The 23,637-nt window shown below is 40.4% G+C and carries 29 protein-coding genes; 26 read left to right on the forward strand and 3 right to left on the reverse strand.

Going from position 1 to position 23,637, the window contains the following annotated elements:
* Nucleotides 1-14: 14 nt before the first annotated feature.
* The 5 genes from rpoC to tuf all read left to right on the forward strand — a co-directional run bounded on the left by rpoC (nt 15) and on the right by tuf (nt 8,545).
* On the forward strand, nt 15-3,650 hold the full coding sequence (rpoC, locus tag ACO1PF_RS06625; protein WP_423188295.1) for a DNA-directed RNA polymerase subunit beta': 3,636 nt from the start codon (nt 15-17) through the stop codon (nt 3,648-3,650).
* Nucleotides 3,651-3,992: 342 nt separating this feature from the next.
* Nucleotides 3,993-4,406, forward strand: coding sequence for a 30S ribosomal protein S12 (gene rpsL, locus ACO1PF_RS06630; protein WP_423188296.1), 414 nt, complete (start codon nt 3,993-3,995; stop codon nt 4,404-4,406).
* 94 nt (nt 4,407-4,500) lie between these two features.
* Nucleotides 4,501-4,971: a 30S ribosomal protein S7 gene (rpsG, locus tag ACO1PF_RS06635; RefSeq protein ID WP_071849269.1), complete on the forward strand. Its 471-nt coding sequence runs from the start codon at nt 4,501-4,503 to the stop codon at nt 4,969-4,971.
* Nucleotides 4,972-5,088: 117 nt separating this feature from the next.
* Nucleotides 5,089-7,176 (forward strand): elongation factor G, encoded by a 2,088-nt coding sequence (gene fusA, locus ACO1PF_RS06640; protein ID WP_423188297.1) that lies wholly within the window; start codon nt 5,089-5,091, stop codon nt 7,174-7,176.
* Between the two features lie 184 nt (nt 7,177-7,360).
* The gene (tuf, locus tag ACO1PF_RS06645; protein ID WP_423188298.1) at nt 7,361-8,545 is read left to right on the forward strand and encodes an elongation factor Tu; all 1,185 of its coding nucleotides are present in this window, start codon (nt 7,361-7,363) and stop codon (nt 8,543-8,545) included.
* Between the two features lie 748 nt (nt 8,546-9,293).
* Here the strand turns inward: tuf and ACO1PF_RS06650 are convergent.
* From ACO1PF_RS06650 to ACO1PF_RS06660, 3 genes are read right to left on the reverse strand one after another with little or no spacing between them, the layout of a single operon-like run.
* A complete protein-coding gene (locus tag ACO1PF_RS06650) occupies nt 9,294-11,696 on the reverse strand; it encodes a transglutaminase domain-containing protein (protein WP_423188299.1) in 2,403 nt (800 codons plus the stop codon).
* Nucleotides 11,662-12,726 carry a DUF58 domain-containing protein gene (locus ACO1PF_RS06655; protein WP_423188300.1) on the reverse strand — a complete coding sequence of 355 codons (1,065 nt, stop codon included), beginning with the start codon at nt 12,724-12,726 and terminating at the stop codon, nt 11,662-11,664. The genes ACO1PF_RS06650 and ACO1PF_RS06655 overlap by 35 nt, the downstream gene beginning before the upstream one ends.
* A complete protein-coding gene (locus tag ACO1PF_RS06660; RefSeq protein WP_423188301.1) occupies nt 12,723-13,688 on the reverse strand; it encodes an AAA family ATPase in 966 nt (321 codons plus the stop codon). Before ACO1PF_RS06660 ends, ACO1PF_RS06655 begins: the two co-directional genes overlap by 4 nt.
* Nucleotides 13,689-14,273: 585 nt before the next feature.
* On the opposite strand from ACO1PF_RS06660, the gene rpsJ reads away from it, so the two are divergent.
* The 21 genes from rpsJ to rplO all read left to right on the forward strand — a co-directional run bounded on the left by rpsJ (nt 14,274) and on the right by rplO (nt 23,636).
* The gene (rpsJ, locus tag ACO1PF_RS06665) at nt 14,274-14,582 is read left to right on the forward strand and encodes a 30S ribosomal protein S10 (RefSeq protein ID WP_423188302.1); all 309 of its coding nucleotides are present in this window, start codon (nt 14,274-14,276) and stop codon (nt 14,580-14,582) included.
* A gap of 33 nt (nt 14,583-14,615) precedes the next feature.
* Nucleotides 14,616-15,248, forward strand: coding sequence for a 50S ribosomal protein L3 (rplC, locus tag ACO1PF_RS06670; protein WP_423188303.1), 633 nt, complete (start codon nt 14,616-14,618; stop codon nt 15,246-15,248).
* Between the two features lie 24 nt (nt 15,249-15,272).
* Nucleotides 15,273-15,896 carry a 50S ribosomal protein L4 gene (gene rplD, locus ACO1PF_RS06675; protein WP_423188304.1) on the forward strand — a complete coding sequence of 208 codons (624 nt, stop codon included), beginning with the start codon at nt 15,273-15,275 and terminating at the stop codon, nt 15,894-15,896.
* Nucleotides 15,896-16,186, forward strand: a complete 291-nt coding sequence (rplW, locus tag ACO1PF_RS06680) for a 50S ribosomal protein L23 (protein ID WP_423188305.1) — start codon at nt 15,896-15,898, stop codon at nt 16,184-16,186. The genes rplD and rplW overlap by 1 nt, the downstream gene beginning before the upstream one ends.
* 55 nt (nt 16,187-16,241) lie before the next feature.
* Nucleotides 16,242-17,081: a 50S ribosomal protein L2 gene (rplB, locus tag ACO1PF_RS06685; RefSeq protein WP_423188306.1), complete on the forward strand. Its 840-nt coding sequence runs from the start codon at nt 16,242-16,244 to the stop codon at nt 17,079-17,081.
* Between the two features lie 63 nt (nt 17,082-17,144).
* A complete protein-coding gene (rpsS, locus tag ACO1PF_RS06690) occupies nt 17,145-17,420 on the forward strand; it encodes a 30S ribosomal protein S19 (RefSeq protein WP_071849280.1) in 276 nt (91 codons plus the stop codon).
* Between the two features lie 21 nt (nt 17,421-17,441).
* Nucleotides 17,442-17,798 carry a 50S ribosomal protein L22 gene (gene rplV, locus ACO1PF_RS06695; protein WP_423188307.1) on the forward strand — a complete coding sequence of 119 codons (357 nt, stop codon included), beginning with the start codon at nt 17,442-17,444 and terminating at the stop codon, nt 17,796-17,798.
* Nucleotides 17,799-17,801: 3 nt separating this feature from the next.
* The gene (gene rpsC, locus ACO1PF_RS06700; protein WP_423188308.1) at nt 17,802-18,458 is read left to right on the forward strand and encodes a 30S ribosomal protein S3; all 657 of its coding nucleotides are present in this window, start codon (nt 17,802-17,804) and stop codon (nt 18,456-18,458) included.
* Between the two features lie 3 nt (nt 18,459-18,461).
* On the forward strand, nt 18,462-18,893 hold the full coding sequence (gene rplP, locus ACO1PF_RS06705) for a 50S ribosomal protein L16 (protein ID WP_071849283.1): 432 nt from the start codon (nt 18,462-18,464) through the stop codon (nt 18,891-18,893).
* Nucleotides 18,883-19,074, forward strand: a complete 192-nt coding sequence (gene rpmC / locus ACO1PF_RS06710; RefSeq protein ID WP_423190517.1) for a 50S ribosomal protein L29 — start codon at nt 18,883-18,885, stop codon at nt 19,072-19,074. Before rplP ends, rpmC begins: the two co-directional genes overlap by 11 nt.
* 41 nt (nt 19,075-19,115) lie before the next feature.
* Nucleotides 19,116-19,379, forward strand: coding sequence for a 30S ribosomal protein S17 (rpsQ, locus tag ACO1PF_RS06715; RefSeq protein WP_423188309.1), 264 nt, complete (start codon nt 19,116-19,118; stop codon nt 19,377-19,379).
* A gap of 75 nt (nt 19,380-19,454) precedes the next feature.
* Nucleotides 19,455-19,823 carry a 50S ribosomal protein L14 gene (gene rplN / locus ACO1PF_RS06720; protein WP_423188310.1) on the forward strand — a complete coding sequence of 123 codons (369 nt, stop codon included), beginning with the start codon at nt 19,455-19,457 and terminating at the stop codon, nt 19,821-19,823.
* 34 nt (nt 19,824-19,857) lie between these two features.
* Nucleotides 19,858-20,163, forward strand: coding sequence for a 50S ribosomal protein L24 (gene rplX / locus ACO1PF_RS06725; protein WP_423188311.1), 306 nt, complete (start codon nt 19,858-19,860; stop codon nt 20,161-20,163).
* A 25-nt stretch (nt 20,164-20,188) separates the two neighbouring features.
* Nucleotides 20,189-20,731, forward strand: a complete 543-nt coding sequence (gene rplE / locus ACO1PF_RS06730; RefSeq protein ID WP_423190518.1) for a 50S ribosomal protein L5 — start codon at nt 20,189-20,191, stop codon at nt 20,729-20,731.
* 33 nt (nt 20,732-20,764) lie between these two features.
* Nucleotides 20,765-20,950: a type Z 30S ribosomal protein S14 gene (locus tag ACO1PF_RS06735; protein WP_071849289.1), complete on the forward strand. Its 186-nt coding sequence runs from the start codon at nt 20,765-20,767 to the stop codon at nt 20,948-20,950.
* A gap of 38 nt (nt 20,951-20,988) precedes the next feature.
* Complete coding sequence (gene rpsH, locus ACO1PF_RS06740) at nt 20,989-21,387, forward strand: 30S ribosomal protein S8 (protein ID WP_423188312.1); 399 nt, start codon at nt 20,989-20,991, stop codon at nt 21,385-21,387.
* 32 nt (nt 21,388-21,419) lie between these two features.
* Nucleotides 21,420-21,956: a 50S ribosomal protein L6 gene (gene rplF, locus ACO1PF_RS06745; RefSeq protein ID WP_423188313.1), complete on the forward strand. Its 537-nt coding sequence runs from the start codon at nt 21,420-21,422 to the stop codon at nt 21,954-21,956.
* Between the two features lie 102 nt (nt 21,957-22,058).
* The gene (gene rplR / locus ACO1PF_RS06750) at nt 22,059-22,424 is read left to right on the forward strand and encodes a 50S ribosomal protein L18 (protein WP_423188314.1); all 366 of its coding nucleotides are present in this window, start codon (nt 22,059-22,061) and stop codon (nt 22,422-22,424) included.
* Between the two features lie 22 nt (nt 22,425-22,446).
* Complete coding sequence (gene rpsE / locus ACO1PF_RS06755; protein WP_423188315.1) at nt 22,447-22,950, forward strand: 30S ribosomal protein S5; 504 nt, start codon at nt 22,447-22,449, stop codon at nt 22,948-22,950.
* 14 nt (nt 22,951-22,964) lie between these two features.
* Nucleotides 22,965-23,144 carry a 50S ribosomal protein L30 gene (gene rpmD / locus ACO1PF_RS06760; RefSeq protein ID WP_071849293.1) on the forward strand — a complete coding sequence of 60 codons (180 nt, stop codon included), beginning with the start codon at nt 22,965-22,967 and terminating at the stop codon, nt 23,142-23,144.
* A gap of 51 nt (nt 23,145-23,195) precedes the next feature.
* Nucleotides 23,196-23,636: a 50S ribosomal protein L15 gene (rplO, locus tag ACO1PF_RS06765; RefSeq protein WP_423188316.1), complete on the forward strand. Its 441-nt coding sequence runs from the start codon at nt 23,196-23,198 to the stop codon at nt 23,634-23,636.
* The last annotated feature ends 1 nt before the right edge of the window (nt 23,637 follow it).

A 23,637-nucleotide genomic window follows, 5' to 3' on the forward strand; every position in this document is an offset into this window, starting at 1 on the left:
GGGAGGTAGCCCCTTTGATCGATGTAAATAAATTTGAAAGTATCCAGATTGGATTGGCTTCACCAGACAAGATCCGTAGTTGGTCTTATGGAGAAGTTAAAAAACCAGAAACAATTAATTACCGAACATTGAAACCAGAAAGAGATGGCTTATTCTGTGAAAGAATATTTGGACCATCAAAAGACTACGAATGTGCGTGCGGTAAGTACAAACGTGTTCATTATAAAGGCATTGTTTGTGACCGTTGTGGAGTCGAAGTAACAAAATCTAAAGTCCGAAGAGAACGTATGGGACATATAGAACTAGCGGCACCAGTCACACATATCTGGTATTTTAAAGGGATTCCAAGTCGTATGGGTCTGATTTTAGACATGTCACCACGCGCGCTGGAAGAAATCATTTATTTTGCTTCTTACGTTGTCATCGATCCAGGTGATACACCACTCGAGAGAAAACAATTAATGACAGAAAGAGAATACCGTGAGCGTCGTGCACAATATGGAAAATCTTTCCAAGCTGATATTGGTGCCGAAGCCATTAAGTCATTATTAAACAATGTAGATTTAGTAGAAGAAGCCAAAGAGCTGAAAGAATTGCTTCAAACGGCTTCCGGTCAAAAACGCACACGTGCGATTCGTCGTTTAGACATTCTGGAAGCATTTAGAAATTCAGGGAACGATCCGTCATGGATGGTTATGGACGTTGTACCAATCATCCCGCCTGAAATCAGACCGATGGTTCAACTCGAAGGTGGACGCTTCGCAACAAGTGACTTGAATGATCTTTATCGTCGAGTCATTAACCGTAACAACCGTTTGAAACGTTTATTAGATTTAAATGCACCGCATATCATTGTTCAAAACGAAAAACGTATGCTGCAGGAAGCGGTCGACGCATTAGTTGATAATGGTCGTCGTGGGCGTGCAGTAACTGGACCAGGTAACCGTCCACTTAAATCGTTGTCTCATATGTTGAAAGGGAAACAAGGACGTTTCCGTCAAAACTTATTGGGTAAACGTGTAGACTATTCTGGCCGATCAGTTATCGTAGTTGGACCAACCTTGAAAATGTATCAGTGTGGTCTGCCGAAAGAAATGGCAATAGAACTGTTCAAACCTTTTGTTATGCGTGAGTTAGTTGTAAGAGAAATTGCAAATAACATTAAAAATGCTAAGCGAAAAGTGGAACGCATGGATGAAGAAGTCTGGGCAGTCTTACAGGACGTTATTCGTGAACATCCCGTTCTTCTAAACCGCGCACCTACATTACACCGTTTGGGTATTCAGGCGTTTGAACCGATTCTTGTCGAAGGTAAAGCAATCCGTCTTCACCCGCTAGTCTGTGAAGCCTATAATGCCGATTTCGATGGAGACCAAATGGCTGTTCACGTTCCTTTAAGTGATGAAGCGCAGGCAGAAGCACGTATTCTGATGCTTGGTGCTCAAAACATCTTGAACCCTAAAGATGGTAAACCCGTTGTAACGCCTTCACAGGACATGGTTTTAGGAAACTATTACCTGACTATGGAAGTGGACGGAAAAATCGGAGAAGGAATGGTATTCTCGAGTACTGCTGAAGCTGTTCAAGCTTATCAAACTGGCTATGTTCACTTGCATACACGCGTTGCGGTACATGCGTCATCATTAACGGGTAAACCATTCACAGATTACCAAAAAGACCAATTCTTGATTACAACAGTCGGGAAATTGATTTTCAACGAAATTATGCCTAAAGAATTCGCATATTTAAATGAACCAACGATGGAAAACCTTGAGGAAAAAACACCTGATAAATATTTTGTCCCTTATGGTACAGATATCAGAAAACATATCACCGAGATGCCACTAGTTGTTCCATTTAAAAAGAAAAACTTAAGTAATATCATTGCTGAGGTCTTTAAACAGTTCCAAGTAACTGAAACATCTAAAATGCTTGATAAGATGAAAAACTTAGGCTATAAATATTCGACGAAATCCGGTATCACAGTTGGGATCGCCGACATTTCTCACTTGGAAGAAAAAGAAGAAATCTTAGAGAAGGCGCATAAGCAAGTAGAGCGTATCAATGCGTCACATCGTCGTGGTTTAATTACTGAAGAAGAACGTTATACTTCTATCATTGAAGTATGGACGAAAACAAAAGATACGATTCAAGCGCACTTAATGACCACTTTAGATAATCACAACAACATCTTCATGATGAGTGATTCCGGAGCGCGTGGTAATATCTCTAACTTTACACAGTTAGCAGGAATGCGTGGATTGATGGCTGCTCCAAGTGGACGAATCATGGAACTGCCGATCACATCGAACTTCCGAGAAGGCTTATCCGTTTTGGAAATGTTTATCTCAACTCACGGAGCTCGTAAAGGTATGACTGATACAGCGCTTAAAACAGCTGACTCAGGTTATCTTACACGTCGTTTGGTTGACGTAGCACAAGACGTTATTATTCGTAATGAAGATTGTGGGACGAAACGTGGTTTAGTTGTTGAAGCGATTCGTGACGGCAATGAAATCATTGAGCCGCTAGAAGAACGTATCAGCGGAAGACATGCACGTAAAACAGTGTTACATCCTAAAACGGGTGAAGTTATGGTTTCTGAAAACGACTTGATCACTGAAGGTTTGTCTAGAGCGATCGTTGAAGCAGGAATTGAACAAGTAACCATTCGTTCAGCCTTTACATGTAACGCTAAACATGGTGTATGTAAAAAATGTTATGGTCGTAACTTAGCAACGGGACGCACAGTAGAAGTTGGAGAAGCAGTCGGAACCATCGCTGCCCAGTCTATCGGCGAACCAGGCACGCAGTTAACTATGCGTACGTTCCATACCGGGGGAGTTGCCGGTGATGATATCACTCAAGGTCTTCCTCGTGTTCAAGAGATATTTGAAGCAAGACATCCTAAAGGGCAAGCTGTCATTACGGAAGTAACGGGCGAGATTATCTCGATCGATGAAAAACAGGGTGAGAGAACGAAAGAAATCACAGTTAAAGGTGCAACAGATACACGAACGTATACCGTGCCAAGTAATGCACGTATGCGTATCAAAGAAGGCAGCTTCATTGAACGTGGCGATGCCTTTAACGAAGGTTCGATCGATCCAAAACAATTGCTCGCAGTTAGTGATGTTCTTAAATTACAAAACTACTTGCTTAAAGAAGTTCAATACGCTTACCGTAGTCAAGGGGTAGAAATTGGCGATAAACATATCGAAGTAATGGTTCGCCAAATGCTGCAAAAAGTTCGTGTTCTCGATCCGGGGAATACAAACATCTTGCCAGGTAGCCTAATCGATATAGACGACTTTAAACAAGCAAACAAAGAAACGTTATTGTCAGGCGGACTTCCTGCCACAGCACGTTCAGTATTATTAGGTATTACTAAAGCATCACTTGAAACAAACAGCTTCTTATCTGCCGCATCCTTCCAGGAAACGACACGTATCCTGACAGATGCTGCAATCAGAGGGAAAAATGATCCACTCATCGGCTTGAAAGAAAATGTTATTATAGGTAAATCTATTCCAGCTGGAACAGGTATGAAAGTCTATAATGATATGAAGCCTAAAGAAGTGGGCGTAGTCAGCGAAAACGTTTATAGTATCAATGACGAAAAAACGCCGACAAAAAACACAGAAAAATAAAAAGTGATTAGGAGACAGAGCAGCCATCGCTGCTCTGTCACTCCTGTTATTTTTGGAAAAAACAAAAGAAGCTATTGACACTCTAATTCTCACGTGATATTATGTTATATGTGCTTTTGTGTAGAGATTCCTGTCCAAGTTTTGTCTAATTCGTAAGAGTTAAAACCATTCTGACTGGCGCGCAAGAGCCGCATATAACCATATATTATGGTAGTTTATATGAAAGTTGATTGAACCGCATAATATGCGATTATTCTTTTTTGCTTTTTAATGAACCGCCTGGTAGTGTGGGTCTAGAAATAAAAATAGAAAGTTAGTACTAGTGAAGGGAGGAAACATGAAATGCCTACAATGAATCAATTAATCCGTAAACCTCGTAAATCAAAAGCTAGAAAATCTGAAGCACCAGCTATGAATAGAGGGTATAACACTCAGAAACGTAAACAAACAATGGTATATTCTCCACAAAAACGTGGTGTTTGTACACGTGTTGGAACAATGACTCCTAAAAAACCTAACTCAGCGTTACGTAAATATGCACGTGTTCGTTTATCTAACATGATGGAAGTTACTGCGTATATTCCAGGTGAAGGACATAACTTGCAAGAACACAGCGTGGTACTTATCCGTGGAGGTAAAGTAAAAGACTTACCGGGTGTACGTTATCACGTCATTCGTGGTGCTCTTGATACTGCTGGAGTTGCCGACCGTAAACAAAGCCGTTCTAAATACGGTACAAAACGAGCAAAAAAATAATAAAAATGCACAGTTTATGATTAAGCTGACATTAACTTGTAAAAAAATCAACTAAAAACTATAAAAATACTATCTCTTGAAAGGAGGAATTTGAATGCCTCGTAAAGGTCCTGTTGCAAAACGTGATGTATTACCAGATCCAATGTACAATAGTAAATTGGTATCTCGTTTAATTAACCGCTTGATGGTTGATGGTAAACGTGGTAAAGCATCTTCAATTTTGTATGACGCATTTGATATAATTAAAGAACAAACGGGTAATGACCCAATTGAAGTGTTTGAACAAGCACTAAAAAACATCATGCCTGTATTAGAAGTTAAAGCACGTCGTGTAGGAGGTTCTAACTACCAAGTACCTGTAGAAGTACGTCCAGATCGTCGTACAACTTTAGCGTTACGCTGGTTAGTTAACTATGCACGTCTCCGTGGTGAAAACACAATGGTTGAGCGCTTAGCTAAAGAAATCATGGATGCAGCAAACAACACTGGTGCTGCTGTCCGTAAACGTGAAGAAATCCACCGTATGGCAGAAGCGAACAAAGCGTTTGCTCATTACCGTTGGTAAGATGATTCTTTCTGGATTTCTATCTGATAGAAATCCGGTCAAAGATTATCATTGCGATACTATTTCCGGCTTCATCAAGTATGAAGCAAAATTTATTTAAGAGAGGTGTAATGATTAGTGGCCAATAGAAAATTTCCTCTACAACAAACGCGTAATATTGGAATCATGGCGCATATCGATGCTGGTAAAACAACAACGACTGAGCGTATCCTTTATTACACTGGCCGAATCCACAAAATTGGTGAGACTCACGAAGGTGCGTCACAAATGGACTGGATGGCGCAAGAGCAAGAACGTGGTATTACAATCACTTCAGCTGCTACAACAGCTCAATGGAATGACCACCGTGTAAACATCATCGATACTCCAGGACACGTAGACTTCACAGTTGAAGTTGAACGTTCACTCCGTGTATTAGATGGAGCGGTAGCTGTACTAGATGCACAGTCTGGTGTGGAACCACAAACAGAAACAGTATGGCGTCAAGCAACAACTTATGGCGTACCACGTATTGTTTTCGTAAACAAAATGGATAAAATTGGCGCAAACTTCTTGTATTCAAACGAAACATTGCATGATCGTTTACAAGCCAATGCACATCCTATCCAATTACCAATTGGTGCTGAAGATGATTTCAAAGGTATTATCGACTTAGTTGAAATGAAAGCTTTCATGTATTCAAACGACTTGGGAACTGATATTGAAGAAGTCGAAATTCCTGAAGATATGATTGAATTAGCTCAAGAATGGCGCACTAAATTAATTGAAGGCGTTGCTGAAATGGACGAAGAGTTCATGATGCGATATCTTGAAGGAGAAGAAATCTCTATAGCACAATTAAAAGAAGGAATCCGAACAGCAACGTTAACGGTAGAATTTTACCCTGTACTTGTCGGTTCTGCTTTTAAAAACAAAGGGGTTCAATTACTTCTCGATGCAGTCGTCGATTACTTGCCGTCACCATTAGATGTTCGTGCCATTGTTGGGCATGAACAAAGAGATCCAGAAGCTGAAGTTAAAATTCAAGCGGGCGATGAGCAACCATTTGCTGCTTTAGCCTTTAAAGTTATGACAGACCCTTATGTTGGTCGTTTAACTTTCTTCCGTGTATACTCAGGGAAGTTGGAATCAGGTTCTTATATCTTGAATGCAACTAAAGATTCCCGTGAACGTGTTGGACGTATTTTACAAATGCACGCGAACTCTCGTCAAGAGATTCCAGAAGTATTCTCTGGTGACATCGCAGCTGCAGTTGGACTAAAAGATACATCAACTGGTGACACACTATGTGACCTAGAACATCCTGTAATTTTAGAATCTATGGTATTCCCTGAGCCAGTTATTCAAGTGGCCATCGAACCTAAATCTAAAGCTGACCAGGATAAAATGGGAATGGCTCTCCAAAAATTAGCTGAAGAAGATCCTACTTTCCGTGCTGAAACAGATCAGGAAACAGGTGAAGTAATCATTGCTGGTATGGGTGAGTTACACTTAGACATCATCGTTGACCGTATGAAACGTGAATTCAAAGTTGAAGCTAACGTTGGAGCACCACAAGTTTCTTACCGTGAAACATTCACTAAACAAGTTGAGTCTGAAGGTAAATTTGTTCGTCAATCTGGTGGTAAAGGTCAATACGGTCACGTATGGATCGAATTCACTCCAGGTGAAGAAGGTTCAGGCTTTGAATTTGAAGATGCTGTTGTTGGTGGGGTTGTTCCTCGTGAATATATTCCAGCAGTTAAAGCTGGTTTAGAAGCGTCACTTGCCAATGGTGTCTTAGCGGGCTATCCATTAGTTGACTTTAAAGCTAAACTTTATGACGGTTCTTACCACGATGTCGACTCAAATGAGACTGCATTTAAAGTAGCTGCGTCATTAGCACTAAAAAATGCTGCTAAAAGAGCTGGCGCTGTTATCCTTGAACCTCTTATGGCTGTTGAAATTACAGTTCCAGAAGACTACATGGGTGATATCATGGGTCATATCTCTGCACGTCGAGGAAACATCGAAGGTTCTACTCAACGTGGAAACGCAGTAATCGTTAAAGGATTCATTCCTTTATCTGAAATGTTTGGTTACGCAACTTCATTACGTTCTGCAACACAAGGTCGTGGAACGTTCACAATGCAATTTGACCACTATGAACAAGTGCCTAAGAGCATTGCAGAAGAAATTATCAAGAAAAATGGTGGAGAAGCTTAATTTAGGGTCAAACCTAAGAGCTGCAATATAGCACCCCTGATATCGTTAAGATGTTTGAGTGTGCATTCACTATAATCATTGATATTATTCCGTGCACTCGGTATAATATATTAGAAAAATAGGAACAGAAAAATCTATTTTCTGTTTTTAATTAGAACAAAACCCTAAGGAGGAAATGTTTAAAATGGCTAAACAAAAATTTGACCGTACAAAAGAACACATGAACATTGGTACTATTGGACACGTTGACCATGGTAAAACAACATTAACAGCTGCTATTACTACTGTATTGGCTTTGAAAGGTTATGCAGAAGCGCAAGCGTATGACAGCATTGACGGAGCTAAAGAAGAAAAAGAGCGTGGAATCACAATTTCCACTTCTCACGTTGAGTATGAAACAGATACTCGTCACTATGCCCACGTTGACTGCCCAGGTCACGCGGATTACGTTAAAAACATGATCACTGGTGCTGCACAAATGGACGGAGCTATCTTGGTAGTTTCTGCTGCTGATGGCCCAATGCCACAAACACGTGAGCACATCTTACTTTCTCGTCAAGTTGGCGTACCTTACATCGTTGTTTTCTTAAACAAAGTTGATATGGTCGACGACGACGAATTACTAGAATTAGTTGAAATGGAAGTTCGTGACTTATTATCAGAATACGATTACCCTGGTGACGATGTTCCTGTAATCGCTGGATCAGCTTTAAAAGCTTTAGAAGGCGACGAAGCATACCAAGAAAAAATTACAGAACTTATGGAAGCAATAGATACCTATATTCCTGCTCCTGAGCGTCACTCTGACAGACCATTCATGATGCCAGTTGAGGACGTATTCTCAATTACTGGTCGTGGTACGGTTGCTACAGGTCGTGTTGAGTCTGGTAAAGTTTCTGTTGGTGACGAGATTGAAGTTATCGGTATCAAAGATACTGCTAAAACAACTGTTACTGGTGTAGAAATGTTCCGTAAATTATTAGACTACGCTGAAGCTGGCGACAACATTGGTGCATTATTACGTGGTATGTCTCGTGATGATGTTGAACGTGGACAAGTTTTAGCTAAACCAGGTTCAATTACACCACATACAAAATTTGACGCTGAAGTTTATGTTCTTTCTAAAGAAGAGGGTGGACGTCACACTCCATTCTTCTCAAACTATCGTCCACAATTCTTTTTCCGTACTACTGATGTAACTGGTGTTATTGATTTACCAGAAGGTACAGAAATGGTTATGCCTGGCGATAACACAAACATGATCGTTTCATTAATTGCTCCTATCGCTGTTGAAAACGGTACTAAATTCACTATTCGTGAAGGCGGACGTACAGTTGGCGCTGGAGTTGTAACAAACATCATCGAATAATTTCGATTTTGCTTGAACAATTCAAACTCTAGGCACTTGGAAGTTTTCTTCCAAGTGCCTTTTTTTGTATTTTATTTTATAAGAAGAAACTGATCCAGCGGATCAGTTTCTTTAACTTTTTAATGGTAGCGGTAGTCACCTTTACTTAGAACGGAATTAATACCAGGATAAGCTTAATTTAGGATTATTTAGTGGTTACTCAGTTCCTGAATAATCTGAGTAGACACTAGTGTATTTTTAAGTATCTACTCAAAAAACCAACCCAGGTGACTGGGCATTAACCTGCTCAACTAATGACCACCCATTACTACGTGCTTATTGAGTTGGGACTATCGGACCTCATTAGTGACCAGTCAACGAGCAGATCGTTTTGACTAGTCAGTATAAGTGCCTTCGAGTTCCCACTCAGTGAACGCCATCCAGTGAGTGGTCAGTAAGAGTGCGTCGAGTGACCGCTCAAACTTAATTTTCCAGTGAGTGGTGACTCGAAGCTAACTACTGGTTCAACTCAACAATTTTAGTTTAACCAGTGGTCACTAAACGTTCTCAAAGTGACCGCTCAAACGACAATCACTCGAGTAATTTTAAATCTCTTTATAACTAACCCATTATTCCTTACATCTATGGTTATTAAGGTTGAAGGTGTCAGGAAACCCGAGAAACCCTGTCATGAATGTCAGGGTTTCTCGGGTTTCTCAGTTTTTTAGTCAATATCATGCCTATTTATGTCTGTTTTTTCTACCAAGTGCTATCTGGGTTTATAATAAGTGTGAGAAGACTTGACCTCTATACGCGGCAGAATAGGATATAAATCCAACATAGCTAGCACTACCTGCCGCTGTTTTTCTGTCAGCTGATGCGTTGATTCTATAGGTTTATAATAGGCAGCATCGGCTAGTTCAGTGAAACGGTCGAGTGTTTCTGTATGAGTGGATACATAAGGTTTCCAGTTATTGAAATACATCGGAATTGTTTGTCCAGGATGGGGCTTCTGCTTTAAATAATAGAGTTTAAGGATAAGTGTAGCGGCTTGTCTCGATGACAGGCTGTTATTCTTTATCAACAATTTAAACAACCACAATACTGTATGCCATCGGAAAATAGCGATAAAACTGCTAAATATTAAAATGAAAAGACTGAAACGATAGAAAGTGTAACGCCATCTCAGACGATTTGCCTGTCGTGCCTCTTCAGCGGCTTCTTCATCGATTACACGTATCGCTTCTTCAGCTGATTCGGATACATCTCCAGCCTCGTCTCTTTCAGGCACCTCGTCTGTAGTGGAGGAAAAGTCATTAACTTCACCTATGTCGATCACATCTTCATTGCTAAAGGAATAAGTCTCACCTCTAATACTGGTAAAGGGCTCGGTACTAGTGACTGGGTTGGCAAAAGAGGGGCTCGGTTCAAAAGGTATCCATCCGTAACTTGGGAAAAACACTTCAGGCCATGAGTGAGCGTTTGAATTATCCACGAGAAAATATTCTTCACCCTGCTCATTGACTACAAGGCTCCCTGGTGTGAATCCTTTGGTCCAACGGGCGGGAATACCAACTGCCCTTAATAACACTGTCATAGCAGACGAAAAGTTATCACAGTAACCTACTTCTGATTCAAATAGAAAATGATCCACGTAATCACCATTTCGAGGAGTCTGTTCTACGTCAAGCAAACTGTAACGATAACCACTGTCCTTTTTGAGGTAAGTTTCTATAGCACGGATCATGTCGTATTCCGTGTCCAGTCCCTGTGTGATTTCTTCTGCCAATTCGCTCACACGCTCTGGCAAAGAGGAAGGCAGCTGTAGCTCTTCTTCAAACAACAGGTAAAAGAGGTCTTCATCATCTAATTCACTTAAGGAATCATCCGTTGTCAAATCTCTATAGGTATTGACGGTCTCTTCGCGCCAACCGTCGTCTATGCGTAACGTTTCCTCATCGAAGCGGTCAGGAAAAGTCTCGTCATAAGCAACGGTATAGCGGGATAAAGCGTCCGGCTCACTTTGAATGGCGAAGTAACCACTCAAAGTATTTAAGCTGAAAGAGTAATCCAGGTCACTCTCAGCTAATTCGATATCAAACCAGCCATATGGATAAGCTAGATAGGATATATCTTTGGACCATTCCAGTCTTGCTAAAGAAACTCCTTCTGATTCAAGGAGTTCTTCACGTTGATTGCCCCCTGTAGGATCATCTATCCAGGTGTTGTATGGTGAATCGACTGATTCAAAATAGTCGTCATAGTCGCTTTTCCAACCTGATCCGGTATATTCTGTCCGATGCAGCACTTTCCAGTATTGCGGACGAGTAGTATAGGCTTTGAAGACGAGTGAAAAGTCCTGATGTAAGCGACCCCCTAAGTCAGTGTCGTCCGTGCCCATGCCCGTTCGACTAAAACCTGAACCTATCGCATTATCGTTGACCCAATCAAATAAACCTTTATCATCAAGCTCTTTTTGATAAGCGTTGGACTTTGTTTCCACCCATTCTTGACTTGGTCGCAGATAATTCAAGCTGAGGTAAGCGATTAGAATTAGAAACAAGGTCAATGGAATAGTTAAGAACATGCTGGTTGCAAAAAGAATCCAATTTGACTGAGTGTTGATCTGGTTGAAAGCAATCAATACAAAGCCAAACCCGACGAGTGGAATCAGATAAGATAAAACACTTCGAGAAGTAAAGGTGTGTAGCGTCAGTAAATAGATGATTCCGGAAAATAATGAGGGGAGAGCCAGTTGAAACTGGAAAAGTAGGAAAGTAAGAAGTGTGATGAGTAAAAACAAGAGGCTCAACGTCAGTAAAACCGGTAATTCAGTTAAACGGCTCGCCAGGAGATCCTGCCATTGCGTGACGCCTATAGACCATGTCGCCCGGAGCCACTTTCCAAAATGAAGAAAATCAGCTGCTGGAGGAAAGAGGATATATAAAAAGACACTAATCATGATCGTCTGGAAGAGGAAATAGTGCCATCTTCTTTTGAAAAAGAGGGCAGAAAATTGAGTAATGATAAAAAAAGAGAAAAGAAACCATTTACCGGGGACCTTGTTGATATCCATGAGTAAATTCAGTATGGGTAAGAGTAATAAGCTATGCACACTTCCAATCAAGACGTTTCGACTAAGCTCCTGTTTGTTTTTTATGGTCTGCAGCATACCTCGATCCTCCTTTCACTTGAAGAAGGGTACCTTCATCGATAAAGCGGTGGTCAAGATGTGAGTTTAACGGTAAAGGAATCTGGACTTCACGTGATTTAATAATGATTTTGCTTGATTGATTGTTGAAAATAGAACGACTCGCTTCTGCAAGCTCGTGATGGCTTTTGATCGGCTCGATGGTTAAGAAACTATCTTCTGTTGTTTTTACAGTTGTTTTGTTATCGAAACGTCCGATTAAAAAGACGTTTACTTTCCGAGTAGCTTTCAAGTCTTGCAGCAGGCTATATCCAAGGCTAAGTAAGTCTTCAAAAGAGGCTGTATTGAAACCTAAAAAGTAAAAATCGACGGGCATTTCTTCTTCGGCTTCATATTCTTTAACCATCCATTGTCCACGTTTGAGACTGGCTTTCCAGTCGATCCCGGCAAGGGCGTCACGATTTTGAAAAGTTCGGATCTCATTCATATAATAATCATGATTAAATGAACGAGACGTCTGTGTGAAGTGTGCGGTTAGAGTGTGCATGAGCTTGTCCCGTTCGGATTTTTTAAGAATGATCGGGAAAACATCTATATTGATGGGCACAGTTAATTGCGTATGTTTTTTCCAAACCCCAAATAAGCCGATAGCTGTGATCTCAAGCGTGAGCGTGTCGTGATGTCCTCTTGGCAGAACGACAGCTTGAAATTCACTGTCTATTTGCCTTGAAAAAAGGGTAGATGTGTAAAACGTTTGCTGAGTGTTATTGAGCAGCAAGTTAATTTTTACTGCGGTTAAGAAGAAGGGGTACCTTCTCTTGTTTTGGATCGTAAAAGCGAATGAGAAGTGATTGTCGTCTTTTTTGATCCGTTCGGTATGGGTGAGATGATAAGATTGGCGTGTGGAAAGAAAGGAAATGATGATCCAAAGTGTCAGAGCATAGAAAATAAACCAGGAGGTAGTCGTTGGAAAGATAAGTGTATAAACGACAATTGCTAGGTAGAATAATAGAAACAAGATAAGTCTGAGTACGTACAGTAATTTATTCATCTTCTGAACCTGACTTGTGTCGGGATCATAAGCTCTTTCGTGAGTTGTTCTATAAAGGCGTCGATTTCATCCTTGCTTAAATTATTCTCGAATAATAAACGGTGTCGGTACAGAGGTTTGAGGATGGTTAAAATATCTTGAGGAATAACATAATCACGCCCCGCCAATAAGGCATGCGCGCGGGCAGAGGCTAAAGCGAATTGATTCCCTCTAGGACTGATACCTAGTCTAACTGCAGGATGATTACGCGTTAATGATGCCAAAGATACAATATATTTAAGTAGGTTTGTTTCAGCATGAACCTGTGCGACTGTGTCTTTCAGCGTTAAAAATTCTTCGAGGGACATAACGGGTTCCAGTTTTTCAACCTCTTTTTGCTGATCGGGAGCTTCCAGCATCTGAATCTCCTGTTCGGTTTCCGGATAGCCTATAGATAATTGGAAAAGAAAACGATCTAATTGTGCTTCAGGTAGAGGATAGGTTCCTTTATATTCGATTGGATTCTGAGTAGCTAAAACGAAAAAAGGATTCGGCAAGGCGTGGGTCACGCCATCTAAAGTCACTTGCCTTTCAGACATAGCTTCGAGCATAGCTGCTTGGGTACGCGGCGACGTCCGGTTGATTTCATCGGCGAGCAGGAGTTGATTGAAGATAGGACCCTTACGAAAACTGAATAACGTGCCGTCAGCATTAGGAACAGAAAAGCCTATGATGTCAGAAGGGATGAGGTCAGGCGTGAACTGGATGCGCGCGAAATCGGCATCAAGGCATTTGGCGATTGTCCGGATCAAAAGTGTTTTGCCAACGCCAGGAATATCTTCGAATAAAACGTGACCGCCGGCTAACATTGCGACGATCGTTAATCGGGTGACATCTTTCTTCCCGATCACAATACTGTCCACAGTATCGATCAGTGTATGAAGCTTTTCAATAGACAAATGCGTCTGCTGAATAAATGCCATATCATTCCCTCCTTTTTTGACAGTAGTTTGTAACCGGCTATCTGTATCTAGACAGCTGAATAGTTGTTTTGTATCTTTCTATTATTGTATAGAGAATGGCTAGAGAATACAACGATTTAGCCGGGCCAGGCACCGGCAGATCGATAGCCGGAATGATCTTGATGGATATCTGTTAAAGAGGAAGAACGATAAAAGCTTCTGTCTTCTATTTTCATACTTGTATATAGAAGAAACAGAAAAAAAGCAGAATAATAGTGAGATCCTTCGTCACGTTAGGAAAAAGTGGAGGAAAAAAAAGGGACGCTCGTAAAAACTTTTACTTTATTAAGAAAAAAGCTGGAAAAAGACTTGATTAAATTATTTGTTGTCTGTATACTTATAAAGGTGTCTGTGAGTGACGCTTCTTTTCTGGAAAAAGAGCATACCGTAAGGGTTTTGCACAACATCCAGAGGGGCAGGTCAAATCACATAACCAAGGCTAGGAAGCGAGAGGTTGCGACACACCCGGGTGCATTGCCATGGAGGGTCGTTGGAAATTTTCGTGGAGCTAGGTTTATTTTTTAAATAAGCGAAGGAGGGAAAATCATGGCGAAACAAAAAATACGTATTCGTTTGAAAGCTTACGAACATCGCGTACTTGATCAATCAGCAGACAAAATCGTGGAAACAGCAAAAAGAACAGGGGCGACCGTATCTGGTCCGATTCCATTGCCAACTGAACGTCAATTATTTACTGTAATCCGTTCACCACATGTATACAAAGACTCACGCGAACAATTCGAGATGCGTACTCACAAACGTTTAGTAGACATTATAAACCCAACAGCTAAAACTGTTGATGCTTTAACTAAACTTGACTTACCGTCAGGCGTAGACATTGAAATCAAACTATAATAAATAAAAAATTAAAATAACGGAGGTGTACTCATGACCAAAGGAATCTTGGGAAGAAAAGTCGGAATGACTCAAATGTTCAGCAAATCAGGTGAATTACAACCTATTACAGTAATCGAAGTTCAGTCAAACGTTGTCTTACAAGTTAAAACAACAGAGACAGACGGTTACAATGCTGTTCAATTAGGGTATGAAGATAAACGTGAAGTTTTATCTAACAAACCGGCACAAGGTCATGTTAAAAAAGCTAACACGGCTCCTAAGCGCTTCATTCGAGAAATACGAGATGCTGAGCTAGGGGACGTTAAAGTTGGAAACGAATTAAAAGTAGACACATTTGCAGAAGGCGACATCGTTGATGTCACAGGAACGTCTAAAGGTAAGGGATTCCAAGGTGTTATCAAACGTCACGGCCAAAGCCGCGGACCTGAAACTCACGGATCTCGTCACCATCGTCGTCCTGGTTCAATGGGTATGGCTACTCATCCCGGTAAAGTATTCAAAGGGAAGAAATTAGCTGGCCGTATGGGTGGAGAAGTAGTAACTGTACAAAATCTTGAAGTAGTAGGCGTTGATACAGAACGTAACGTTTTATTAATTAAAGGTAATGTACCTGGTTCTAAAAAAGCACTTATAGAAATTAAATCTGCAGTAAAATCTAAGTAATAGTAGGAAGGGAGGACTAGCAGAATGCCAACTGTAAAGTTATTTAAACAAGACGGAACGCAAAATGGTGAAGTAACTTTAAACGATGCAATCTTTGGTATCGAACCAAACGAAAACGTTGTTTTTGATGCAATCACTATGCAACGTGCGTCTTTAAGACAAGGAACACACGCAGTAAAAAACCGTAGCGCAGTACGTGGCGGAGGACGCAAACCATGGCGTCAAAAAGGAACTGGACGTGCGCGTCAAGGTTCGATCCGTTCACCACAATGGCGTGGAGGTGGCGTCGTCTTCGGACCAACACCACGTTCATACAGCTACAAATTACCGAAAAAAGTTCGTCGATTAGCTATTAAATCTGTTTTATCTGCGAAAGCAGCAAGCGATGAAATCATCGTATTAGAAGGTTTGAACTTCGACGCACCGAAAACAAAAGAATTCAGAGCTGTGCTTACTAATCTAGATTCAAGTAGAAAAGCATTGGTTGTCGTAGAAGATGATAATGAATTTGCAAAATTATCTGCACGTAATATTCCCGGAGTTAAAGTAGTAGCTCCTAACAATGTATCCGTGCTGGATGTTGTTTCGCATGACAAACTCATCTTGACGAAGGCTGCTCTGGAAAAAGTAGAGGAGGCTCTTAAATAATGGATGCACGCGACATAATATTACGCCCGATCATTACTGAAGCTTCTATGTCTGCTATGGAAAACAAAAAGTACACATTTGAAGTTCATGTTCGCGCTAAAAAAACAAATATCAAAAAAGCTGTCGAAGAATTATTCGATGTAAAAGTTGACAAAGTCAACGTTATCAATACAGCTCCTAAACCTAAACGCATGGGACGTCACGAAGGTCATACTAAAAAACGTCGTAAAGCGATAGTAACTTTAAAAGCTGATTCTAAAGATATTACATTGTTCGGAGACGAAGAATAAACACTTGATTTTAATATAGGTTTTAACAAACTAGCTTAACAAGGAGGGGAATCACGTGGCAATTAAGACATACAAAGCTACCACAAATGGACGTCGTAACATGACGGGGTCTGATTTCGCAGAAATCACAACTAATAAGCCTGAAAAAAGCTTATTAAGACCAAGCCCGAAACGTGCCGGACGTAACAACGCTGGTAAAATCACTGTCCGTCATCAAGGCGGAGGCCACAAACAAAAATACCGTGTGATTGACTTCAAACGTCAAAAAGATGGCGTTCGCGGTATTATTAAAACGATTGAATATGATCCAAACCGTTCCGCAAATATTTCATTACTTCAATATGAAGACGGAATAAAAACTTACATTTTATCACCTAAAGGAATTGAAATAGGCCAAAACGTCTATTCAGGTCCTGATGCTGATATCAAAGTAGGGAATGCCTTACCGTTAACTAATATCCCTGCTGGTACAATTGTACACAACATTGAAATGAAACCAGGTAAAGGCGGACAATTAGTTCGTTCAGCCGGAACTTCAGCTCAAGTATTAGGTAAAGAAGGTAAATACGCACTTATTCGTTTACGTTCAGGCGAAACTCGCTTGATCTTAGCTAGCTGCCGCGCAACGATTGGTTCAGTTGGTAACGAGCAACATGAATTAATCAACATTGGTAAAGCAGGACGTAACCGTTGGTTAGGTAAACGTCCATCAGTTCGTGGTTCTGTAATGAACCCTAACGATCACCCACACGGTGGTGGTGAAGGTAAAGCGCCTATTGGTCGCCCAAGCCCAATGTCACCATGGGGTAAACCAACTCTTGGTAAGAAAACACGTTCAAGTAAGAATCGTTCAGATAAACTTATCGTACGTCGTCGTAAAACCAAGAAAAAATAAACAAAACATTTAGAAGTTAAAGTGAGAAATATTATGGGGTAAACCCGAAGAGGAGGGCAATACATGAGCCGTAGTTTGAAAAAGGGACCTTTCGTCGATGATCATTTGATGAAAAAAGTTCGCGAAATGGATGATGACAAGAAACGTGTAATTAAGACATGGTCACGTCGTTCAACTATCTTTCCGAACTTTGTGGGTTATACCATTGCCGTATATGACGGAAGAAAACATGTGCCAGTCTATGTTCAAGAAGACATGGTTGGACACAAATTAGGTGAATTTGCACCAACAAGAACGTACCGCGGACACGGAAAAGACGACCGCACTACGAAACGTTAAGAGCGAAGGGAGGATACATTCATGGCAGAAACAGTAACCGCAGCTAAAGCAACTGCTCGTACGATTCGCATCGCACCACGTAAAGTACGTATGGTGATCGATACTATCAGAGGGAAAAGTGCTGCAGAAGCTATTTCTATCCTTCGCTTCACTAACAGAGGCGCAGCGGTAGCGGTAGAGAAAGTTTTAATGTCAGCGATAGCAAATGCTGAACATAATTACGATATGGATATTGAAGAATTAGTCGTAAGCGAAGCCTATGTAAATGAAGGAGCTACTTTAAAAAGGTTCCGTCCACGTGCTAAAGGTGCAGCTTCACGAATCAACAAACGTACTAGCCACATTACCATTGTGGTAACAGAGAAGAAGGAGGGGTAATCAGTGGGACAAAAAGTAAATCCTCATGGTATGCGTGTCGGCGTCATTCACGACTGGGACGCAAAATGGTACGCAGAAAAAGATTTTGCAGACAAATTACATGAAGACCTGGCTGTTCGTGAGTACATTGCTAAAAAATTAAGTGATGCCTCCGTTTCTCGTGTAGAAATCGAACGTGCAGCAAACAGAATCAATGTTTCAATCCATACTGCTAAACCAGGAATGGTTATTGGTAAAGGCGGAACAGAAGTTGATTCATTAAGAAATGGATTAAATAAATTAACTGGTAAACGAGTACACGTCAATATCGTGGAAATTAAAAGACCAGATTTAGATGCTTTATTAGTAGCTAAGAGTATTGCTGAACAATTAGAAAACCGTATTTCATTCCGTCGTGCACAAAAACAAGCTCTTCAACGCACAATGCGTTCAGGTGCTAAAGGTGTCCGTACAATGGTTGCTGGTCGACTAAATGGCGCAGATATCGCTCGTAGCGAAAGCTTTGCTGAAGGAAGCGTTCCTTTGCATACAATTCGTGCAGATATAGATTATGCTAACGAAGAAGCCGATACTACTTATGGTAAAATCGGAGTCAAAGTATGGATTTATAAAGGAGAAATTCTTCCTGAAGTTAAAGAAAACAAGAAAGGAGGGAAATAATCAATGTTAGTACCAAAACGTGTAAAACACCGTCGCGAATTCCGTGGTAAAATGCGTGGAGAAGCAAAAGGCGGCAAAGAGATCGCTTATGGTCAATATGGTTTACAAGCACTTGACTCCGTATGGATCACAAGCAGACAAATTGAATCAGCTCGTGTAGCGATGACTCGTTACATGAAACGTGGTGGGAAAGTCTGGATTAAAATTTTCCCTCACAAACCAGTGTCAGCTAAGGCAATTGGTGTTCGTATGGGTTCTGGTAAAGGAGCTCCTGAGAGCTGGGTCTCACCTGTCAAACGTGGTAAGATAATGTTTGAAATTGGTGGAGTATCTGAAGAAGTAGCTCGCGAAGCATTGCGTTTAGCTTCACACAAACTACCGGTTAGAACTAGAGTAGTAACTCGTGAAGAAAGTGGTGACTCAAATGAAGGCTAATGAATTAAGCAGCTTATCCACTACTGAATTAATTGAAAAAGAAGCAGAATACAAAGAAGAGCTATTTAACCTACGCTTTCAATTAGCTACCGGACAATTAGAAAACACCGCTCGTATAAATGCAGTACGCAAAAATATCGCTCGTGTTAAAACTATATTGCGCCAAGCTAAAACGGCTTAGTAAGAAGACAATGTAATAGCTTATTCAAAGGAGGCTAGCAAATGGCTGAACGTAATAATCGTAAAGTGTATCAAGGAAAAGTTACTTCTGACAAAATGGATAAAACTATCGTTGTTGAAATCGCTACTCAAAAACAACATCCTAAATACAAAAAACGCATTAAATACTCAACTAAATTTAAAGCACATGATGAAAATAATACTGCTAAAACTGGTGACGTTGTTAAAATTATGGAAACACGTCCGTTATCTAAAGATAAACGATTCCGTTTATTAGAAGTGGTTGAAGAATCAGTAGTTTTATAATACGAAATCCGGGTAACCGGGAGCTACACAACGATAGAGTAATCTTTGTCGTGAGTTTGAAAGGAGGATCCTAACGTGATTCAAACAGAAAGTCGTATGAAAGTCGCTGACAACTCTGGGGCGCGTGAAGTGCTTGTCATTAAAGTTTTAGGCGGATCAGGTGCCAAAACTGCTAACATTGGTGACGAAGTAGTTGTTACTGTAAAACACGCTACACCAGGCGGCGTTGTCAAAAAAGGGGACGTTACTCGTGCAGTAATCGTTCGTACTAAATCTGGCGCTAGACGTGCAGATGGTTCTTATATTAAATTTGATGAAAATGCATGTGTAATAATTCGTGAAGATAAAGCACCACGTGGAACACGTATCTTCGGACCAGTTGCTCGTGAATTGCGTGAAAATAACTTTATGAGAATTGTTTCGTTAGCTCCGGAAGTTTTATAATTCCGATATACGTCATAAGGAGGTGCGATAGAGAATGTTTGTAAAAACAGGAGATAAAGTCAAAATAATAGCAGGCAAAGATAAAGGCAAAGAAGGCACTATATTAGCTGCTATGCCTAAGAAAAATAAAGTTCTTGTTGAAGGACTCAATATCATGAAAAAACATACCCGTCCTACTGGTATGGGACAAGAAGGCGGAATTGTTGAGAAAGAAGCTCCAATTCACGTTTCTAATGTTCAATTAATTGATCCCAAAACAAATGAATCTACTCGTGTAGGTTATAAAGTTGAAAATGGTAAAAAAGTTCGCTACGCTAAAAAATCTGGCGAAGCACTTTAATCTAAAGTAGGAAAGGAGGGCATTCATTATGACACGCCTTAAAGAAAAGTATAACAATGATGTACGTAAATCATTAGTTGAAAAATTTGATTACACTTCAATTATGGAAGCACCAAGAGTTGATAAAATCGTTATCAACATGGGTGTTGGTGAAGCTGTATCAAACACAAAGAACTTAGATAAAGCAGTAGAAGAATTAAGATTAATTTCTGGACAAAAACCAATCGTTACTCATGCAAAAAAATCTATCGCTGCATTCCGTTTACGTGAAGGTATGCCAATCGGTACTAAAGTCACACTACGTGGCGATCGCATGTACGATTTCTTAGATAAATTAGTTACTGTTTCATTACCTCGTGTACGTGACTTCCGTGGAGTTGGTAAAAACTCATTCGACGGACGTGGAAACTACACATTAGGAATCAAAGAGCAACTTATTTTCCCTGAAATCGATTATGATGATGTGGACAAAGTTCGCGGTATGGACATTGTTATTGTAACAACAGCTAACTCCGATGAAGAAGCTCGTGAATTACTTGGGCAATTGGGAATGCCGTTCCAGAAATAACCTAAACTACCTATTAGGAGGGTAATTGTAAAAATGGCTAAAAAATCAATGATTGCAAAACACAAAAAACCAGCCAAGTTTTCGACACGTGAGTATACCCGCTGTGAACGTTGTGGACGCCCACATTCTGTATACAAAAAATTTAAATTATGCCGTATTTGCTTGCGTGAGCTAGCTTATAAAGGTCAAATTCCTGGCTTGAAAAAAGCAAGCTGGTAAAACAAAACGAAAACTCGCCGTAAAGGAGGCTACAACGAATGGTCATGACAGATCCAATTGCAGATTTCTTAACTCGTATTCGTAACGCTAATAGCGCTCGTCATATGAAAGTGGAAATTCCTGCTTCTAACGTAAAAAAAGGTATGGCCGATATCCTGAAATCGGAAGGTTTCATTAAGGGTGTTGAATTCGTGGAAGATGACAAACAAGGCATCATCCGCATTTTCTTGAAATATGGTCAGAACAACGAACGTGTTATTACTGGTTTGAAACGTATTTCTAAACCAGGCTTACGCGTTTATGTCAACGCAGAAGAAATGCCTAAAGTGTTAAACGGACTAGGAATAGCTCTTGTTTCTACATCAGAAGGTATTGTAACAGATAAAATTGCTCGTGCTAAAAATATCGGTGGAGAAGTCCTCGCATACGTTTGGTAATGAGTTAAGATAGATGAAGGAGGTGCCGGACTTTGAGCCGTATTGGAAAACTACCAATCACAATTCCTGAAGGTGTTGAAGTAAACATCGACGGAAACGTGATCACAGTTAAAGGGAAAAACGGAGAATTAACCCGTGAATTAAGCCCTGTTATTGATGTTAAAATTGAAGATAATCAAATGACTTTTGAGCGACATGATGAATCAAAAACTAGTCGTTCAATCCACGGAACAACTCGTGCCAATGTTAATAACATGGTAGAGGGTGTTACTGTCGGTTTTGAAAAGATTCTTGAATTCAATGGTGTTGGTTACCGTGCACAAAAACAAGGTAACAAGTTGATTGTGAACGTTGGACTATCACATCCAGTTGAATTTGAAGAAGTAGAAGGACTAACAGTTGAGGTACCATCAAACACTGTTGTTTCTATTAAAGGTGCAAATAAAGAAAGCGTTGGCGCATTAGCTGCCAACATCCGTTCCACTCGCCCACCAGAACCTTATAAAGGTAAAGGGATTCGTTATCGTGGCGAAGTTGTACGTCGTAAAGAAGGTAAAACTGGTAAATAATAAGTTGAAAGAGGACACTATAACAACTTGTTATATCGTTCTACTTTCCTTTTTACCGGGGAACCTGACAATCTCATAACTATGAGAATTTTGAATAAAGAGGTGACAATTGTGATTACAAAACCAGATAAAAATAAGTTACGTCAAAAAAGACATAAACGCATTCGCAGAAACCTTTCTGGTACTGCTGTGCGCCCACGTTTAAGCGTGTTCCGTTCGAACACAAACATCTACGCTCAATTAATTGACGATGTAGAGGGTGTAACGCTCGCAAGTGCATCTTCCTTAGATACTAACGTTTCAGGAGATTCGAAAGTTGAAGAAGCTGCTGCAGTAGGAACTTTGCTTGCTAAACAAGCTAAAGACAAAGACATTTCTGTCGTTGTTTTCGACCGTGGAGGATATCAATATCACGGACGTGTGAAAGCTTTAGCAGACGCAGCTCGTGAAAACGGACTATCATTCTAAAGAAAAGGAGGAATATCAGTATATGACAACTCATATAGATGCATCTAAATTAGATCTTGAAGATCGCGTAGTTTCAATCAACCGCGTAACTAAAGTTGTTAAAGGTGGACGTCGTTTACGTTTCGCTGCTTTAGTAGTAGTCGGAGATAAAAACGGACATGTTGGTTTTGGTACAGGTAAAGCACAAGAAGTTCCAGAAGCAATCCGTAAAGCGATTGAAGCTGCTAAAACTAATATAGTAGAAGTGCCTATGGTAGGTACAACATTGCCTCATAAAGTTATCGGACGTCACGGTGGCGGGAATATAATCTTGAAACCAGCTGCTGCCGGTTCTGGAGTTTCTGCTGGTGGTCCAGTACGTGCGGTATTAGAATTAGCTGGCGTACAAGACGTTTCTTCTAAGTCTGTCGGATCTAGTGCACCAATCAACATGATTCGTGCAACAATCGATGGAATTAAGCAATTGAAACGTGCGGAAGACGTAGCAAAACTTCGTGGGAAATCTGTCGAAGAATTACTTGGATAAGGAGAGATGACACAATGGCAAACTTAGAAATCACTTTAAAACGTAGTTTAATTGGTCGTCCTCAAAGACAACACCAAGTAGTAAAATCTTTAGGTCTTAGAAAAATCAACTCTTCAGTTGTGAGACCTGATAACGATGCAGTGCGAGGCGCAATTAAACATATCGCTCATTTAGTAGAAGTTAAAGAAGTCTAATGAGCAAAAAGTACATTTAACAGAGTCTATTTAAAGGAGGTGCCAAGATTTATGAAACTTCATGAACTAAAACCTGCCGAAGGATCTCGTAAAACACGCAACCGTGTTGGTCGTGGATCATCTTCTGGTAACGGAAAAACATCCGGTCGAGGTCAAAAAGGACAAAAATCACGTTCAGGCGGAGGAGTACGTTTAGGTTTCGAAGGTGGACAAACTCCATTATTCCAAACTTTACCAAAACGTGGATTTACAAACTATACCCGTAAAGAATTTGCAATTGTCAATTTAGACACATTAAACCGTTTTGAAGAAGGAACAGAAGTTACTTCAGAATTACTAGTTAAATCAGGAGTAATCAAAAACAAAAAATCCGGGATTAAAGTTTTGGCGAAAGGTAACATTGATCGCAAACTTACTGTGAAAGCACACAAGTTTTCTGCTGCAGCTAAAGAAGCAATCGAAACTGCCGGTGGATCAGTAGAGGTGATGTAAG

Origin of the sequence: Alkalibacterium sp. f15 (assembly GCF_049389645.1) — a bacterium.
Lineage (GTDB): Bacteria > Bacillota > Bacilli > Lactobacillales > Carnobacteriaceae_A > Alkalibacterium.